The 17,951-nt window shown below is 66.5% G+C and carries 13 protein-coding genes; 9 read left to right on the top strand and 4 right to left on the bottom strand.

Annotated features, from left to right (window positions below; translation table 11 throughout):
- Positions 1-369 precede the first annotated feature (369 nt).
- The 7 genes from CXQ90_RS07180 (at position 370) to CXQ90_RS07150 (ending at position 10,663) form a co-directional block, all read left to right on the top strand.
- A complete protein-coding gene (locus CXQ90_RS07180; RefSeq protein WP_258064400.1) occupies positions 370-2,409 on the top strand; it encodes a heavy metal translocating P-type ATPase in 2,040 nt (679 codons plus the stop codon).
- Positions 2,410-2,512: 103 nt separating this feature from the next.
- Positions 2,513-3,184 carry a DUF305 domain-containing protein gene (locus CXQ90_RS07175; protein WP_104138052.1) on the top strand — a complete coding sequence of 224 codons (672 nt, stop codon included), beginning with the start codon at positions 2,513-2,515 and terminating at the stop codon, positions 3,182-3,184.
- Between the two features lie 213 nt (positions 3,185-3,397).
- Positions 3,398-5,488, top strand: a complete 2,091-nt coding sequence (locus tag CXQ90_RS07170) for a PhoX family phosphatase (protein WP_104138050.1) — start codon at positions 3,398-3,400, stop codon at positions 5,486-5,488.
- 379 nt (positions 5,489-5,867) lie between these two features.
- Positions 5,868-7,289, top strand: coding sequence for an extracellular solute-binding protein (locus CXQ90_RS07165; protein WP_104138049.1), 1,422 nt, complete (start codon positions 5,868-5,870; stop codon positions 7,287-7,289).
- On the top strand, positions 7,286-8,287 hold the full coding sequence (locus CXQ90_RS07160) for a carbohydrate ABC transporter permease (protein WP_258064399.1): 1,002 nt from the start codon (positions 7,286-7,288) through the stop codon (positions 8,285-8,287). Before CXQ90_RS07165 ends, CXQ90_RS07160 begins: the two co-directional genes overlap by 4 nt.
- 8 nt (positions 8,288-8,295) lie before the next feature.
- Positions 8,296-9,198 carry a carbohydrate ABC transporter permease gene (locus CXQ90_RS07155; protein WP_258064398.1) on the top strand — a complete coding sequence of 301 codons (903 nt, stop codon included), beginning with the start codon at positions 8,296-8,298 and terminating at the stop codon, positions 9,196-9,198.
- A gap of 25 nt (positions 9,199-9,223) precedes the next feature.
- Positions 9,224-10,663, top strand: coding sequence for a glycoside hydrolase family 32 protein (locus CXQ90_RS07150; RefSeq protein WP_104138047.1), 1,440 nt, complete (start codon positions 9,224-9,226; stop codon positions 10,661-10,663).
- A gap of 94 nt (positions 10,664-10,757) precedes the next feature.
- Here CXQ90_RS07150 and CXQ90_RS07145 read toward each other — a convergent pair whose 3' ends face one another.
- Positions 10,758-11,864, bottom strand: coding sequence for a LacI family DNA-binding transcriptional regulator (locus CXQ90_RS07145; protein ID WP_104138046.1), 1,107 nt, complete (start codon positions 11,862-11,864; stop codon positions 10,758-10,760).
- Positions 11,865-12,370: 506 nt separating this feature from the next.
- Here CXQ90_RS07145 and menD point away from each other — a divergent pair.
- Together menD and CXQ90_RS07135 are read left to right on the top strand one after the other, a co-directional pair.
- The gene (menD, locus tag CXQ90_RS07140) at positions 12,371-14,059 is read left to right on the top strand and encodes a 2-succinyl-5-enolpyruvyl-6-hydroxy-3-cyclohexene-1-carboxylic-acid synthase (protein ID WP_258064417.1); all 1,689 of its coding nucleotides are present in this window, start codon (positions 12,371-12,373) and stop codon (positions 14,057-14,059) included.
- A gap of 105 nt (positions 14,060-14,164) precedes the next feature.
- The gene (locus CXQ90_RS07135; protein WP_104138045.1) at positions 14,165-15,109 is read left to right on the top strand and encodes a hypothetical protein; all 945 of its coding nucleotides are present in this window, start codon (positions 14,165-14,167) and stop codon (positions 15,107-15,109) included.
- A 126-nt stretch (positions 15,110-15,235) separates the two neighbouring features.
- Here CXQ90_RS07135 and CXQ90_RS07130 read toward each other — a convergent pair whose 3' ends face one another.
- From CXQ90_RS07130 to CXQ90_RS07120, 3 genes are all read right to left on the bottom strand, one after another.
- On the bottom strand, positions 15,236-16,039 hold the full coding sequence (locus tag CXQ90_RS07130; protein WP_104138043.1) for an amino acid ABC transporter ATP-binding protein: 804 nt from the start codon (positions 16,037-16,039) through the stop codon (positions 15,236-15,238).
- Positions 16,040-16,050: 11 nt separating this feature from the next.
- Positions 16,051-16,842 (bottom strand): amino acid ABC transporter permease, encoded by a 792-nt coding sequence (locus tag CXQ90_RS07125; protein WP_104138042.1) that lies wholly within the window; start codon positions 16,840-16,842, stop codon positions 16,051-16,053.
- 97 nt (positions 16,843-16,939) lie between these two features.
- The gene (locus CXQ90_RS07120; protein WP_104138040.1) at positions 16,940-17,746 is read right to left on the bottom strand and encodes an ABC transporter substrate-binding protein; all 807 of its coding nucleotides are present in this window, start codon (positions 17,744-17,746) and stop codon (positions 16,940-16,942) included.
- Positions 17,747-17,951: the final 205 nt, after the last annotated feature.

The raw sequence follows: 17,951 nt of genomic DNA, 5'->3' as shown, positions 1-17,951 counted from the left end.
CTTGACGAATATACCCCCTGGGGGTATATTCATCGTGTTGTCAGTGAAGTGGTTTGTCCAGGCCTGCGGACAGCAGGCCGTTACAGCCGTTCAACCCCAGCATCCACATAGCCTCTTTCCTTGAAGGAATGAACTGACATGTCTGGATCAGAAGTAACAGCCCGATCTGAATCAACACCTCGGTCAGAATCACCAGCTCGGCCTCCCGAACGCGGAATACCGGCTCGCCGCGGCGCTCACGGCGCCGACACCCCGGGCGGGGCGGGGCACGGAGTCCACGGGTCGCCGTCGGCCGGGGCGCACGCCGAACATCTTGACGACGACCACACAGTGCACGCGCACGGCCAGCACGCCGGCCACAGCACGGCCATGTTCAAGAACAGGTTCTGGCTCACGCTTGCCCTGTCCCTTCCCGTTGTTTATTTCAGCCCCATGTTCGGACACCTCCTGGGATACATGCCGCCCGTGTTCCCCGGTTCCGCGTGGATTCCGCCGGTGCTCGGAACGGTGATCTTCCTCTACGGCGGCCAGCCGTTCCTCAAAGGCGGCCTCTCTGAGCTCAGGGCCCGGCGCCCGGGCATGATGCTGTTGATCGGAATGGCCATCAGCGTCGCATTCGCCGCATCCTGGGTCACGAGCCTCGGTATCGGCGGCTTTGACCTGGACTTCTGGTGGGAGCTGGCCCTGCTTGTGACCATCATGCTGCTCGGCCACTGGATCGAAATGCGCGCCCTCGGTTCTGCCCGGGGAGCTCTTGACGCACTCGCCGCGCTGCTGCCGGACGAAGCCGAGCGGATCACCGGCGGCGTTACGGAAGTTGTCAGGGTCTCGGACCTCCAGCCAGGCGACACGGTGCTGATCCGCTCGGGTGGACGGATGCCCGCGGACGGCACAGTCATCACGGGCGCGGCCGAGTTCGACGAATCCATGATCACGGGTGAGTCCAAAACGGTTCTCCGTTCTGCTGGTGACCGCGTGGTGGCCGGGACCGTGGCAACGGATAATTCGCTGCGCGTCCGCGTCACGGCCGTCGGTGGTGACACAGCGCTGGCAGGGATCCAGCGGCTTGTCGCGGAGGCGCAGGCGTCATCGTCGAGAGCACAGGCTCTGGCCGACAGGGCAGCGGCATTCCTCTTCTATTTCGCGGCCGGCGCCGGGGTTGTCACGTTCATTGCCTGGACGTTGCTTGGCAGCATTCCCGACGCGGTCACGCGCACCGTCACCGTGCTGGTGATCGCCTGCCCACACGCTTTGGGCCTGGCCATACCGCTCGTGATCGCCATCTCCACCGAGCAGGCGGCCCGGGCCGGGGTGCTCATCAAGAACCGGATGGCGCTGGAGCGCATGCGGACCATCGACGTCGTGCTGTTCGACAAGACGGGGACGCTCACCAAGGGCGAACCCGAGCTGAGGGCCCTCGCCGCTTCGGGCCCCACCGGCCTCACCGAGCTACTGGTGCTTGCTGCCGCAGCGGAATCGGACAGCGAGCACCCCGTTGCCCGTGCAATTGTCCGGGCCGCGCGGGACCAAGGCCTGAAGCTTCCGCCGGCCACGGACTTCACGTCCCTGACGGGCCGGGGGATCCGCGCCACCGTCAGCGGCAGGCGCATCCACGTTGGCGGTCCTGCACTGCTCAGGGAGCTTGGCCTCGCTGAACCGGCTGAATCCGCCACGGCGGCTGAATCCCCTGCGCTCGCTGAAGCTGCTGCTACAGCTGAGTCTGCTGCTCCGGCTGAGTCTGCTGGACTGGCTGAGAAGACACGGGAGTGGGCTGAACGCGGTGCGGCGGTCCTCTACGTCGTGGAGGACGGCAGGCTCCTTGGAGCGTTGAGCCTGGAGGATGCAGTCCGGGAAGAATCGAGGCAAGCTGTCGCCGCCCTGCGGAACCGCGGCATCAAGGTGGCAATGGTTACCGGTGACGCCCGGCCGGTTGCCCGTGCCGTGGCCGCCGAGCTGGGCATCGACGAAGTGTTCGCCGAGGTCCTGCCTGCGGACAAGGACAAGAAAGTGGCGGAGCTGCAGGGCCGCGGGCTGAAGGTGGCGATGGTCGGGGACGGTGTCAATGATTCCCCGGCACTGGCGAGGGCCGAGGTGGGCATTGCGATCGGCGCCGGCACGGACGTGGCCGTGGAGTCGGCCGGCGTGGTCCTAGCCGGAAACGATCCAAGGGCCGTGCTCTCCATGGTGGACCTTTCCCGCGCGAGCTACCGCAAGATGTGGCAGAACCTCGTGTGGGCCACGGGCTACAACATTATTTCGGTTCCCCTGGCCGCAGGTGTGCTGGCCTTTGCGGGCGTCGTTCTCTCGCCAGCGGCGGGCGCTGTGCTGATGTCGGTTTCCACGATCGTCGTCGCCCTCAACGCACAGCTGCTGCGGCGGCTGAAACTGAACCCGGCCACCGTCCGTTGACCAGGCCATTGACCACTGGGGACGAGGTTGTCCACCCGTCCGTAGCCGCGGAACCCCGTGGTTGCCCCCCGCCCCGAATCGATGATCGAAGGACCCGAATTCCATGAACAAGAAGTTTCTGACCATCGGCGCTGCCGCCTTTGCGGCTGCCATCGCTCTCGCCGGCTGCGCAACTCCCGGAGCCGGCAGCGGCAGCACGCCCGGAAGCACCCACGGCAGCCCAGGAATGGACCACGGCACACCCGCCGCTTCCGAACACACCGCCCCCGGCAGCAGCGCGCCTGCCGCCACGGAGCACAATGCGGCCGACACCGTGTTCGCCCAGTCGATGATCCCGCATCACGCCCAGGCCGTTGAGATGAGCGGCATCGTGCTCGCCAAGAAGGAGCTGCCCGCGGCGGTGAGGTCATTGGCCGAGCGCATCAAGGCTGCCCAGGCCCCGGAAATAGAGGTCATGACCGGCTGGCTCAAAGACTGGAACGAGCCGGTCCCCAGCAGCACGGGCATGAGCGGCCATGACATGGGCGGAGGCAGCTCCGCCATGGCGGGCATGATGTCCGAGGCCGACCTGGACAAACTCAAGGCCGCGCAGGGAACCGAGGCAGCCCGGCTATTCCTGACCCAGATGATTGCCCACCACGAAGGCGCGGTGACCATGGCCAAAGCCGAGGCCGCAGGCGGGTCAAATCCGGGCGCCATCAAACTCAGCCAAGGCATCGCTGCGACCCAGCAGGGTGAGATCCAGGAGATGAGGAAACTCCTGGCCGCGCTCTGATCTGACATCCGGAGCCGCACCGATCCAGCTGGAAGGGATCGGTGCGGCTCCTTCGCCGCCTCCGTTTGTGTACAGAGTGGCCAGTGATGTTCACCGGCTCGTAACCAGAGTGTCCTCTCATCTTTGGTTATCGCTGACAGGGTGGGCGGGACCGCATCTCACCCCTTGGCGGGTAGGCGGGATCGCATCTCACCCCTTGGAAGGTCTCTCTCCATGTCTGAAATCTCCGGACGCAAGTTTGCCCTGCTGCCCATGCTCGGCCACACCAAAGGCAAGCGCAGCCCTGTTACCTGTGCGCTCAAGTGCGACAACGCCTGCGCGGGCGACGTCTGCAACACCAGCTCCAACAGCTACTTCCGTGACATTGCCTCCACCACGCTGTCGCGCCGCGCCGCCCTGGGCTTCGGCGCCGCCGGAGCGCTCGCCGTCGTACTCGGAGGTGCCCTGACCTCGTCCGAAACCGCAGTGGCCGACGGCGGGTCCCGCCTTTCGCCCGCCGCGAAAAACGGTTACCCCGGGGGCGCCTCCAAGCTGCAGTTCACTGCCATCCCCTCCATCAAGGCCGACGTCGACGCAGTGACCGTTCCGGCGGGCTTCACCTGGCAGCCGGTCATCCGGTGGGGCGATCCGATCTTCAACGACGCCCCGTCCTTCGATCTCGAAAAGCAGACTGCCGCGGCCCAGGAGCGCCAGTTCGGCTACAACAACGACTACTCGGACATCCTCGAGATCCCGGGCAGCAAGGGACGCCGCGCGGTCCTGTTCGCAAACCACGAGTACACGAACGAGAACATCATGTTCCCGGCCACCATGCCGGCCGCCGAGATGCGGGCCGTTGGCGCCGCCGCCCACGGCCTCACCGTGGTGGAACTGGAGCGCGCCAACAAGACCACGCCGTGGAGCTACGTCAAGGGTGCCCGCCTGAACCGCCGCTACCTTAACAGCACCCGCTACGAGCTGACCGGTCCCGCTGCGGGATCGGCCCTTGTCAAGACCACGGCCGACCCCGCAGGCCGCTGGATCAAGGGCACACTCGGCAACTGCGCCGGCGGCACCACCCCCTGGGGCACCATCCTCTCCGGTGAAGAGAACTTCAACGGCTACTTCGTGGCCCCCGGCACGTCCGCCTCTGACAAGCGCTACGGCCTCACCAACAAGCCCACCGCACGCCGGTGGGAACTGGACGATCAGCGCTTCAACACCAACAACCCCGGCTACGAGAACGAGGCCAACCGCTTCGGCTGGATCGTCGAGATCGACCCGTTCGACCCCACGTCCACGCCGAAGAAGCACTCCTCCCTGGGCCGCTTCAAGCACGAGGGTGCCAACGTGATCGTGGCGAAGTCCGGGCACGTCGTGGCGTACTCCGGCGACGACGAGCGTTTCGACTACCTCTACAAGTTCGTCTCGAAGGGCAAGTACCGCGAGGGCGACCGCAAGCACAACATGACGCTCCTCTCCGAGGGTGACCTGTATGTGGCCAGGTTCAGCGGCGATTCCCCCGCTGCCGAGATCGACGGCAAGGGCACGGTACCGGCTGACGGTTCGTTCGACGGCCGGGGCGAATGGCTGCCCCTCGTGGTCGGCGGCAAGTCGAAGGTCGCCGGCATGACGGTCGAGGAAGTCCTCGTGTACACCCGTCTGGCCGCCGACAAGGTGGGCCCCACCAAGATGGACCGTTGCGAGGACGTCGAGCCGAGCCTGCACACGGGCAAGGTCTACGTGGCCTGCACCAACAACTCGGACCGCGGCAATCCCGGCAAGGAAGGCGCCACGGAGGTCAACCCGCGCAACCAAAACCGCGACGGCCACATCGTGGAAATCACCGAGACCGGCGACCAGACCTCAAGGAAGTTCACCTGGAACCTCCTGATGGTCTGTGGCGATCCGGCCCAGGGCGACGTCACCTACTTCTCGGGCTTCCCCGTGGACCAGGTCTCGCCGATCTCCTGCCCGGACAACCTCGCCTTCGACTCCGTGGGCAACCTCTGGATCTCCACCGACGGCGCCCCCTCGGGCATCGGCCGCGCGGACGGCCTGTTCAAGGTGACGCTGGATGGTGCAGAGCGCGGACGCGTCGAGCAGTTCCTGGCTGTGCCCCGCGACGGTGAAACCTGCGGACCCATCATCCACGACGACGAAGGCCACGTGTTCGTCTCCGTCCAGCACCCGGGCGAGGACGGCACCTTCGCGGCGCCAAACTCGTACTTCCCGGACTACGTGCCGGCCGGTGCGTCGGTGAAGCCCGGCCAGGCCCGTGCCCCCCGCCCGTCCGTGATCCAGGTTTACCGCACCGACGCGTAGCGGTTCCTGCCCCTCAGGGACGCGCTATCACTTCCTGCGGGTTTTCGGCCGATCCTCTTGCACTTCCTGCGGGTTTTCGGCCAACGCTCCCGCACCTCCCGCTGCTTCCGCGGCTGGAGGTGCGGGAGCGTTGTGCGTTGTGCGACGCTCTCGCACTTCCTGCGGGGTTTTGGGTGACGCTCTCTCACCTCCCGTGGGGTTTTGGGATACGACCGCACATGACGGCAGGGATGAGAGAGCGTTTCTCCTTCTTGGTGCAGGAAGTGAGAGAGCGTGCGGCCCGCGTTCGCGCCGTAGTGCCGCACCCCGCAACGTGATGCTTGACACGTGTTAGGTCGGTCCTCTACTGTTCCTAACACGTGTTAGGAAGGAAATTGACATGACCGGAGCCACAGACGGGCACCTGCGGGAAATCACCCGCCGTACCGCCCTCGGGGCCCTCGGCGCGGGAATTATCGGAGCGACCGCGGCATCGTGGCCGCGTCTCTCCGGGACGGACATTCCGGGCCGCGGGGACAACAGCCTCAGCATCGCCATCATGGGCACCGCCGCGGACGCCGCCGCCCGCCAGCGCGCCATCGACGCTTTCACCCGACTCCACCCGGAGATCAAGGTCAAGGTCCAGGCCATCCAGGCCGTGGACTGGAAAGACTTCTTCACCAAGATCCTTACCATGGTGGCCGCGGGCACGCCGCCGGATGTTGTCTACGTGGCTACCGAAGGCGCCCAGCTGTTCGCGGAAAAGCTCGCCCACCCGCTCGACGAGTACGTGCGCCGCGACGCCGCGGACATGACCGAGTTCTTCGACGACGTCCACCCCAGCCTGGTGGAGGCCTTCATGTACAAGGGCAGCCTGTACCAGCTCCCCATGGACTGGAACGCGGCCAACATGTACTACAACACCACCGCGTTCGCGCAGTCTGGGCTGGAGCGCCCGGCGGATGACTGGACCCACGTCGACTTCCGCAACAGCCTGGCTGCCATGCGCAAGGCCCGCACCTCGGACTTCACCCCGTACTACTGGACCAACCGGCTCTTCGGCGGTGTGGTGCCGTGGCTCTACGCGAACGACACCAGCTTCCTGAAGGAGACCAAGTCCACCGGCGGGGAGTGGCTTTGGGACGGCTTCTACGCCAACGATCCCTCCCGCGGCCTCCGTTCGGGCGGCTACCAGTGGCTGGAGCCCAACGCCAATGACGACCGAGTGTTCGAGACCTTCGACTACCTCCGCGGCCTGGTCAAGGACGGGCTCGGTGTCCGTCCGGAGGAAGGCGGCGGCAGTTCGCTCGTCGGGCTGTTCGCGTCCAACCGCATCGGGACGACGCCGGCCGGCGGCTACTGGGTGCAGGGCCTGCACGAGGCCGGGATGGGCGAACGCGATTTCGACGTCCAGTTCTTCCCGCGCTGGAAGACCCAGCGCCACCAGTTCGGCACCGCCGGCTACGCGATCATGAAGACCGCCAAGGACAAGGACGCCGCCTGGGAGTGGATCAAGTTCAGCTCCAGCCGCGAGGCGATGGAACTGATCTTCCCCAACCCCATCACCACCCCGGCGCGGCGCTCCATGGTCAACGAGCAGCTCTATTCCGGCAAGGGGCCCGCCAATTGGAAGGTCTTCTACGACACCCTGGACAGGTTCCCCACCACCGGCCCCATTCCGGCCCCACCGCAGCAGGCCGCCGTCGAAACGGCCCTGATGAAGAACGTATCGCTGGCTGTCAGCGGAGACGAGCGCCAGCTCAAGCAGGCCCTCGCCTCCATGCAGCGTGACCTTGAACTGGCCCTGAGGAGGCAGCCATGAGCACCACCACCCCCCGCCTGGCAGGGGAGTCCGGGAAGAGGCAGTCCGGCAAGGGGGCAGCCGGCGGCGTAACGACGCCGCCTGACGCCAACGCCCCGGCCCAGCACCAACCCACCGCCAAGTCGCGGCACAGCCAACGCTGGCTGGCCTGGATCTTTCTGGCCCCCACCATCCTCGGCATGGGTCTGTTCACCCTGGTCCCGATCGTGGCCTCCGTGGTCCTTGCCTTCTTCCGTTGGGACATTATTTCGGCTCCGACTTTCGTGGGCTTCGACAACTTCTCAGAGGTGGTCCAGGACCCCACCGTCCGGGTGTCCTTCCTGAACACCATCTTGTTCGTGGTAGTGGCCGTGGCCTTCCAGCTGGGGCTAGCCCTGGCGCTGGCCGTCATGGTGCAGGAGAAGATGCCGGCCTGGCTGCGCGTGTTCTTCCGCTCGGCCTTCTTCTTCCCGCTGATCCTGTCCGCGGCCTCGGTCTCCATCTTCATGCGGTACCTCTTCAACGAACAGTTCGGCGTGGTCAACTGGTTCCTGTCCCTCGTGGGCATCCCCGCAGTGCCGTGGCTAACCACTCCGGGCGGGTCCGCCGCCGTCGTGATCCTTGTCTATGTGTGGCAGAACTTCGGCTTCTCCTTCCTGCTGTTCATCGGCGGCCTGGCCTCCATTCCCGTTGAGACGTACGAAGCCGCATCGATCGATGGCGCCACCGGCTGGCGCAAACACCTGTACGTGACGCTGCCCCTGCTGAGCCCCACCACACTGGTGGCCTCGGTGATGGCCATCATCAGCGCCCTGCAGGTGTTCGACCAGCCTTACGTGCTGACCCGCGGCGGCCCCGGCGATTCCACCCGCACCGCCGTCATGGTCATCTTTGAATCGGCCTTCCAGCGCCTCGAGTTCGGTCAGGCCTCCGCCATCGGCGTGCTTCTCACCCTGATCATCATGGCCATCACGGCCGCGCAGTTCCGACTCAGCAAGCGATTCGTTTTCTACCAGTAAGGCCAGCCATGACAACCGCAACAGACCAGGGCCTGGCTGGGCATTCACCCCGGCTCTCCGAAGGCCTCCCGGAAACGTCACCCAACCGGCGCAGGTTCAGCTGGAACTTCGCCCTCCGCATCGTCCTGCTGCTGATCGCGGCCGCGCTGACGCTGGGCCCGGTGCTGTGGACCCTGTCCACGTCGCTGCGGTCGCCGTCGGAATCCTTCAAGCTGCCGCCGTCGTTCTTCCCGTGGAACCCGGACTTCACGTCCTACGGTGAAGTATTCCAGCAGCTGAATATCTTCCTCCTCGTCCTCAACAGCGCCTTGGTAACCGGACTGATCGCGGTAGGCCAGATGGTGACCGCGGCGATGGCCGGCTACGCGTTCGCGCACCTGAAGTTCCGCGGCCGGGGCGCACTCTTCTCGATCGTGCTGGCCACGATGATGGTGCCGGTGCAGGTCACGATCGTGCCCGTCTTTATGCTGATCCGCGGCATGGGCCTCTCCGACACGCTGCTGGCACTGATCCTGCCTGCCATTCCGACGGCGTTCGGCACCTTCCTGATGCGCCAGTACTTCATGGGGCTCCCCGCCGAGCTGGCCGAGGCCGCCTCGATCGACGGCGCTTCGCCCTGGCGGACGTTCCGTTCCGTATATGCGCCGCTGGCGATGCCCGGCATGGCGATCGTGGGAATCCTCGCGTTCAACTTCCACTGGAACGAGTTCTTCCGCCCGCTCATCCTGACCATCTCCGAGCAAAACTTCACGCTCCCGCTGGGACTTGTCTCGCTCCAGGGCAACCTGGGAACCGGCAGCATCTCCGTGGTGCTCGCGGGCGTGGTCCTGTCCATGATCCCGGCGCTCGTGGTTTTTATGTTCGGTCAGCGCGCACTCCAGGACGGTCTCACGGCCGGCACCGGAAAATAAACCTCCTCACGGAAAGGCCCCCGCCATGCCCTCCCCGGACCTCGCCGCCGTCCACTTCGACGACGTCGCCGCCAGTCACGCCGACCCCGCCTTCCCGCGGTTCCACCCCCGCCCCGCGCAGGGCTGGATCAACGACCCCAACGGGGTCAGCCTCATCAACGGCCGTTACCACGTGTTCTTTCAGTACAACCCGGACTCGGCCCGGCACCACCGGATCGCCTGGGGCCACGTCAGCTCCGCCGACCTGGTGCGCTGGGAGGAACACCCGGTGGCGCTGCGCCCGCAGCCCGGCGGGCCGGATGAGTACGGCTGCTGGACCGGTGTGGTGACGGACGACGGCGGTGTTCCCACCGCGGCGTACTCGGGCGTCCGCGGCGACGGGGGCCACTCACAGGTGGTCATCGCCCAAGGCTCTTCCGATTTGGTCACCTGGGAACAGACGGGTCACGTGGCTGCCACCATGCCCGACGACGGACAGGTCACCGCTGTGCGCGACCCGTTCATCTTCCGCTTCAACGGCAAGCGGTACGCCATGCAGGGCGCCGGCCTCGCCAACGGGCACGCCGCACTGCTCCTCTACACGGTGGAGGACATGTCCGACTGGAAGTACCAGGGCATCTGGCTGACCTCGGAGAACCCGGTGGCCGCAGAATCTACTCCGGCCGAGATTTGGGAATGCCCGCAGCTGGTCCGGGTGCCCGATTCCTCCGGGGACTCCGGGTCCGGGCCGGCAAGCGACTCCGGAACCTGGCTGATGATGTTTTCGCTCTGGCTCTCAGGTGACGCGCACGAACACGCCAACGGAGTCGGACACCTTGTCGGCTCTCTGACCGAGGACCCGGAGACCGGGTTGCCGGTCTTCACGCCGCGCGGCGGCGGGAAGTCCGACCTCGGGCGCGACTTCTATGCGCCCCAGATCGTAGCGCTCAAGGACCGGGCCCTGCTGTGGGGCTGGGCCAATGAGGGACCGGGCCGCGACGGACGCCGCGGCCGTAGCCAGGACGAAATTGACGCCGCCGGCTGGGCAGGTGTCCTGACCTTTCCGCGTGAGCTCTCGGTGGTCGACGGTGCCCTTGCCGTCAGCCCCGCCCCCGAAATCAACGCCTACCGTGGAGCGCCGACCGCCAGCCAGGCGGGCGGATCCGTTGTGCTGCCGGCGTATGCCGAAGCCGTGGTGACTGCTGGGGAGGTTGGTTCTGCTGGTGGGGCGGGTGCTGGCGGCGGGGACAACGCCGTCGAACTCCTGCTCGTGGGAGACGGCGGCCGGCAGACAGTGTTCACCGGAACTATCGAGCCGGGGGAGGAGCTGCGGGTCTTCGTGGATGCCTCTCTGGTGGAGGTCTACCGGGCCGGCTCCGTGGCCACGACGCTGCGCGCGTACCCGGCCGCGGGGGAGGAATGGCAGCTACTCCTTCCGGCCGGCGCCACGGCGGAGGTCTGGGAACTGGAGCAGCCCTCGGCGTAGGGCCGAGAGGTCTGAGGCCCCGGGTGCACCCGCCTGTTTAGGCGAGTCGCCCGGGGCGCCTTGCTGTTGGCGGGGTCTTGGAGCCGTCCGGGCGTCAGCGCCCGGACGGGACGGGGCCCGTGGATTCCCGGACCACCAGCCGGCACGGAACCATCGTCTCAGCGCTGGTCGCGGGCTCAGCGCTGGCCGCGGGGTCAGCGCCGGCACCCGAGCCGCCGTCGTCGTTCTTCCCGTTCGGAGTGGCCTCCACCTCGGCGAGCAGCGCGGTCATGGCCGCGGCACCCATCTCCCGGAGCGGAAGGGCCATGGTGGTGAGCGCGGGGACCATGGCCTTGGCGACGCGGAATTCGTCGTCGTAGCCCATCACGGAAACATCCTGCGGGACGTTCAGCCCGAGCCGGTAGCAGGCCAGCACGACGCCTATGGCCAGACGGTCGTTGGCGCACAGGATCGCGGTGGGGCGGGTGGACGGTTCCACGCCGTCGAGGAGCTTCATGGCGCCGTGGAAGCCGGTGTCGATGTCCCAGCCCACCTGGATGACCCGGTCCTCGTTCACCGGCAGGCCCGCGGCATTGAAGGCATCGCGGTAGCCTTCGATCCGGCGGGGCGCGGCGGGAGTCAGGGAGTCACCGGCGAGGAAGGCGATGTCCCTGTGGCCGAGGGCCATCACGTGTTCCGCGGCTTCCCGCCCGCCCCGGACCTCGTCCGGGATGACGGCCGGAAGGCCTGCATCGGGGCGGTCATCGAAGCAGTTGGCCAGGATCGACGGGACCCGGGCCATGTTCGGCGGCACGTTCAGGGGACGCAGCCCCACCGTCACGTACATGAGCCCGTCCACCTGCCGGTCCAGCAGGGTTTCCACGGCACCTTCGTCCCGGGACTCGTCGTGCTCCGTATCCATCACCACGGTGACAAAGCCGTGCGACCGCGCCACGGCATCCGCGCCGGCGATGATGTTGCCGTCGAACGGGCTGGTGACCACCTGGTCCGACACGATGCCGATGACCCGCGACTGCTGGTTCCGCAGGCTCAGGGCAATCTTGTTGGGCGAATAATTGAGCGCGGCTGCGGCTTCCCGGATCCGCTGCTGGCTTTCGAGGGCAACGTTGCCGTCCCCCCGCCCGTTGAGCACGAGCGACACAGCGCTACGCGAGACACCCGCCAGCTTGGCGACGTCCAGTGCGGTGGCCTTGCGGTTCATGGGTTGTTCCTCTGCCTGCGAAATCACTGCTTTGCTGCAGTTTACCTAACTCGTGTGAGCTAGCACGGATGATCTGCCACTCCCTGCGGTTTGCTTGAGACTCTCTCTCACCTTCAGCGTCTGAGGTGCAAGACGCGAGAAAGCGTCCCGGTTTTCGGCGACAGGATGTGATGGAGGGTTGTGGGTTGGGCGGCGGGATGTGATGGAGGGTTGTGGGTTGGGCGGCGGGATGTGATGGAGGGTTGTGGGTTGGGCGGCGGGATGTGGTGGAGGGTTGTGGGTTGGGCGGCGGGAGGGGATGGAGGGTTGTGGGTTAGTGGCAGACTGGTTCGGTGACTTCCGAGGACCAGACCGAGCCTTCCGCCGCCCCCGTAAACCCTGCTGTGCACCCTGCTGCAGACCCCGCCCTGCACCCTGCTGCGAATCCTGCAGACCCCGCCCTGCACCCTGGTGCCAAGACTGCTGCAAACACCGGTGGGAACCCCGAGGCCGGCCCGCAGCACACGCTGACCTCGCTCGGCGCGGCCCGGATCGCCGTCGCGGCACTGCTCGACGGCGGCGTCCGCTCAGTTGTGGTTTCGCCGGGGTCGCGCTCCGCGCCCATGGCGTACGCGCTGGCCGAGGCGTCGGCGGCCGGGAAGGTGGAGCTGCTGGTCCGGATCGACGAGCGCTCGGCCGCCTTCACCGCACTGGGCCTTGCCCTGGCGACCGGAGCTCCGGTGGCCGTGCTGACCACCTCGGGGACCGCCGTCGGAAATCTCCTGCCGGCAGTCATGGAGGCTAACCACGCCGCGGTGCCGCTCGTGGTGGTTTCGGCCGACCGGCCGGAAGAGCTCCGCGGAACCGGTGCCAACCAGACCACCGTCCAGCTGGACCTTTTCGGCGAGCACGTGCGTTTCGCCGTCGACATTCCCGCCGGCGACAACCCGCAGCGCGCCGTCGACACGGCCCTGGCCGCGGCCACTGGGGCCTTCGAGGACACGCCGCCCGGGCCCGTCCAGCTCAATCTCGCCTTCCGGGATCCGTTGGTTCCCGAGGCGGGGGAGCGGCTGCCGGAGCAGCACAGCCGCGGCACGTTCCGGGTAGCCACCGAGCCGCTCACCATGACGCTGACCCACACCACGGCCGACCTTCCGGAGCTGCGCACCGTGGTCCTCGCCGGGCACGACGCCGGGCCCGTCGCCGAGGCCTTCGCCCGCGCCCACGGCCTGCCGCTTCTTGCCGAGCCGTCGTCCAACTCACGCTTCGGCCCGAACGCCGTGGGCCCGTACCGGCTGCTCCTGGAGCACTTCGGGGCGGACGCTGCGATGCCGATCGAGCGCGTCGTGGTCTTCGGGCGCCCCACACTTTCACGGCCCGTCTCGGCGCTGCTGGCCAGGACCGACGTCCCCGCCGCCCTCTACGAACCCGTTCCCGTGGCCTGGTACGAGCCCGGCCGCCGCCGCGAAATCCCGATCGCCAGCCTGACCGAGCTGGCGGAATTCGCCGGGCGCGGTGCGTCAGCGTGGCTTGATGCCTGGCTGCTCGCCGGCGCCGCCGCCCAGCATGCCCTCGACGGCGTGCTCGCCACAGCCGACGCAGCAACCGGCCCGTCCGTTGGCGCCCACGTCTGGCAGCACTCCCGCGGCCAGCTGGTCCTTGGCTCCTCCAACGGCATCCGCGACGTCGACCTCGCCGGACAGCCCGCCTCCGAACCCGCGGCCACGGTCTTCGCCAACCGCGGCCTCTCCGGGATCGACGGCACCATCTCCACGGCTACGGGCATCGCGCTCGGCGGCCGCCAGGAAACCACCCTGTTTCTCGGCGACCTCACCTTCCTGCACGACGCCGGCGGCCTCCTCCTCGGCGCAGGGGAGGGCGAGCCGCAGCTGCGCATCGTGGTGCTCAACGATTCCGGCGGCGCCATCTTCAGCCTCCTGGAGCACGGCGCGGTGGCCGAGGCAGGCGGCTACGGAGACGCCGTCGAACGCCTCTTCGGCACCCCACACTCGGTGGACATCGCGGCACTCGCCGCAGCGTACGGCGTCGGGCATTGCGCGGTAAGTACGACGGCGGGACTCGCCGAAGCGCTTGCCGCGCCGTTCGCGGGCCGCACCATCATTGAGGTGCGCACGGACCGGCACGAGCTGCGGGCGCTGCATCGGCGGATCAAGGCGGCGGTCAGCGCAGCCGTCGGGGGCGTGCTCGCGGAGTAGGTTCCGCCCTGGTTTCGGACTTCCGCGCCGGTGTCCGGTGCGAGCTTGTCCACATACGGCCGGTTGCCAATGTTCAGCGCACAAATGCGGGGTGAGCATCGAAGCATGCCTCAACCAACCCTGATCCTCACCAGCGAATATGCCAGGCTGGGCGGGGATGCCCGGCAATTGGCACGGCTCCAAGCTGCCGGCGAGCTCAGCAGAATCCGGCAGGGTGTTTACGTGCCGGCCGCGGAGTGGCGTGCCCTGGCCGTGTGGGAACGGTACCCGCTGTTGATCGAGGCGGCCGCGTCCACGCTGCGGAGCACCACTGTGTTCTGCAGGCAGTCTGCCGCCTGCGTGTGGGGCGTCCCATTACTGGGCACTCATACGCTGGTCCACGCCTGCACTGACGACGGCCGGGGCGGGCGGTCCCGTGCCGGGGTTCGCCGGCATCGCGTGAACACCGAATCCCTGGAGATCGAAGAGCGGTCCGGCTTCCTTGTCACCAGCCGAACCCGGACCGTGCTGGATCTGGCCGCGTTCGAGTCATTTGAGCAGGCCGTCGTGGCGTTTGATCATGTTTTGAAACCGGACCGGTCGCGTGGCCTGATGGCTCTAACCAAACACGAGCTCGCGGCGGGACTGGCACCGTATACCGATGCAGCGGTGCGGCGAATCCATGCGGCCTTGGAATTTGCTGATCCGGCGTCGGGGTCACCGGGGGAATCTCTGAGCCGGGCCTACATGCAGCGTACGGGCTTCAAACGACCGATGCTGCAGTCGGAGATCCGTGATGCCGGCGGGTTCGTTGGCTACCTTGATTTTGAGTGGCCGGAGGACGGGCTAGCAGGAGAGTTCGATGGCATGGTCAAGTACCAGAAGGACGAGTATTTGCGGGGAAGATCCACATCGCAAGTGGTGATCGAAGAGAAGCGCCGCGAGGACCGAATACGCGCGACCGGACGCCGCGTCATCCGCTGGACCTGGTCCGACCTGGCGGACCCAAGGAAGTTCGCGGCCTTCCTCGACCTGGCCGGGGTGCCACGGGTCAGGCGGCCCTCGTGCTGAGGGTGGGCCGGCGCCTCATCCCCATTTTCGCTACGAGAACGGACAGCCGCTACGTGGATCCACGTAGCGGCTGTCCGAAAACGTAGCGGCTGTCCGAAAACGGCGCGCGGCACGGAATAAGGGAACCTACTCCGAGATCTCGATGTGCGTCGGGTCCAGCACACGCTTGAGGAATTCCTTGGTGCGGCCCTGGGTCGGCGTGCTGATGACCTTTTCGGCCACGCCTTCCTCCACCACCACGCCGCCGTCCATGAACACCACGCGGTCGGCCACTTCACGGGCGAAGCCCATCTCGTGCGTGACCACCAGCATGGTCATGCCTTCCTTGGCCAGGTTCCGCATGACGGAGAGCACGTCGCCCACCGTTTCAGGGTCCAGGGCCGAGGTGGGCTCGTCGAAGAGCATCAGCTCCGGGTCCATGCTCAGCGCCCGGGCGATGGCCACGCGCTGCTGCTGGCCGCCGGACAACTGGTCCGGGAAGCGGTCTGCGAGGTGGCCCAGGCCCACGCGGTCGAGGTTGGCCTGGGCCACCTTGTCCGCCTCGGACTGGGAGCGCTTGAGCACCTTGGTCTGCGCGATGGTGCAGTTGCGCAGCGCGTTCAGGTGCGGGAACAGGTTGAACTGCTGGAACACCATGCCCACCTTGCGGCGCATCTTGTCGATGTCCACGTCAAGGTCGGTGGCCTCGAAGCCGCCCACATGGATGGTGCCTTCGTTGGGCTGCTCCAGCAGGTTGACACAGCGCAGCAGCGTGGACTTGCCCGAGCCGGACGGGCCGATCAGGCAGACAACCTCGCCCGGGGCAACCTCCAGGCTGATGCCCTTGAGGACCTCGTTGGAGCCGTAGGACTTGCGCAGGTCCTTGATCGAGACCCCGGCGGCATGGACAGGCCCGGTGTGGTTGCGGGAGGGAATTACGACGTCGTTCATGACTTCTCTGCCTATCGCTTGGTCCGCGCGGAGCGGCTTTCGAACTTCCGGGCCAGGAGGCTCAGCGGGATGGTGATCACCAGGTAGAAGGCACCGGCAACGAGGAGCGGCGTGAGGCCTGCGCCCAGGCTGGAGATGCCGTCGCGGCCGAACTTGGTGAGCTCGTACTGCGAGGCGGTGAGGCCCAGCACGTAGATCAGCGAGGAGTCCTTGGTCAGCAGGATAACCTCGTTGGTCAGCGGCGGCAGCACGATCCGGAAAGCCTGCGGGATCACGATGGTGACCATCGCCCGCCACTGCGGCATGCCCAGCGACCGGGCGGCTTCCACCTGGCCCTTGGGGACAGCCTGCAGGCCGGCGCGGAGCGTCTCGGCGATGTATGCCGCGGCCACCATGCCCAGGGAAACCATCACCACGACTGTCACGTTCCACTGGACGCCGAAGGCGAGCGGAACGCCGTAGCCGAAGGCGATGAACACCAGCAGTGCCGGGATTCCACGGAAGAATTCGATGTAGCCGGTGGCGATCCAGCGGTACAGCGGGAAGCTGGAGAGCTTCATGAGGGCCAGCAGGAGGCCGCCGGAGAGGCCCACGATGAAGCCAAGGAAGGTGTAGATCAGGGTGTTCTTCAGGCCGATCAGGATGATGTCCGGGAACATCGGGCCGATCTTGGCGAAGTTGAAGACGTTGTCCGTGACGGTCTTCCAGTCGGTGGCCAGGATCAGCGCGGCCACGGCCACAACGAAAATCCCGGCCTGGACGTAAAGACTTACTCTGGCTCGCTGTCGTGCGGTCATTGCCATGGTGTACTCACATTCGTTTTGCGCAGTTGAGGCCCCGTACGGACTGCTGAACAGATCCGGAACGGGGCCCCTGCTGCGTAGGTGTCAGGCGCGCCGGTTACTTGGCGGCTTCGCCGAACCAGTTGGTCTCGAACTTCTTCAGGCTTCCGTCGTCGGTCAGGCGCTTCAGTGTGGTGTTGACCTGGCCGAGCATGGCGGAGTTGCCCTTCTTGACCGCGATGCCGAGCTTTTCACCGGTGGCGTAGTTCTCCACGCGCTTGAACTTGGAATCATCCTTGATGGCGTAGCCGAGGACTGACTGGTTGCCCAGCGCGGCGTCAATGGTGCCGGCCTTGAGAGCCTGGACCAGGAGTCCCGTGTCCTCAAACTGCTGGGCGTCGAGGCCCTTGTCCTTCGCGTACTGGGCGCCGGTGGTGGCCTGCTGCACGCCCACCTTCTTGCCCTTGGCGCCGTCGATGTTCGTGATGCCTGACGCCTCGGTGGCCACCAGGGTCAGATCGTCATTCAGGTACGGGTCGGAGAAGTCCATGACGGACTTGCGCGTGTCCGTGATGGAGATCGAGGAGATGGAAACGTCGCACTGGGTCAGCGCGGTGCCGGTTTCGATGGCTTCGAAGGAGCTGTCCACGACGTTGAGCTCGGCCTTCATGTCCTTGGCCAGCTCGCCTGCGATGTCCATGTCAAAGCCGACGATCTTGCCGTCCTTCTGGAATTCGAACGGCTCGTACGGGACGTCTGAGCACACCGTGAGCTTGCCGGCATTGATCAGCTGCACCCCGCCGCTGGTGGTGGCGGCAGGGGTGGCGCCGCCGCCTCCGCAAGCGGTGAGGCTGAGGGCACCGACGGCGAGGATTGCGGCTGCCTTGGCGCTGAGTTTGGCCGTGGCACGGGACTTGAGCTGCATTTTCTTACCTTTTGTTGCAGGGGTATGCGGAACTAAATCGGTTTATAGTGTAGCGCCGAACAAGAGATGTACATCACAGAAAACTAAGTTTCACTATTGGATAACTAAACCACACGGCATTTCAAGGCCTCAGACCTCCGGCGTGTCTGGAATCCCGGATTCCCGAAGCGCCACACTAGCGGCGCACGGGCGTGCGCCACCGCGG

It is taken from the genome of Arthrobacter sp. ZGTC131 (assembly GCF_002929275.1).
Taxonomy (GTDB): Bacteria; Actinomycetota; Actinomycetes; order Actinomycetales; family Micrococcaceae; genus Arthrobacter.
Note: the sequence above shows the minus strand (reverse complement) of the source record. Positions and strands in the feature narration are given on the sequence as shown.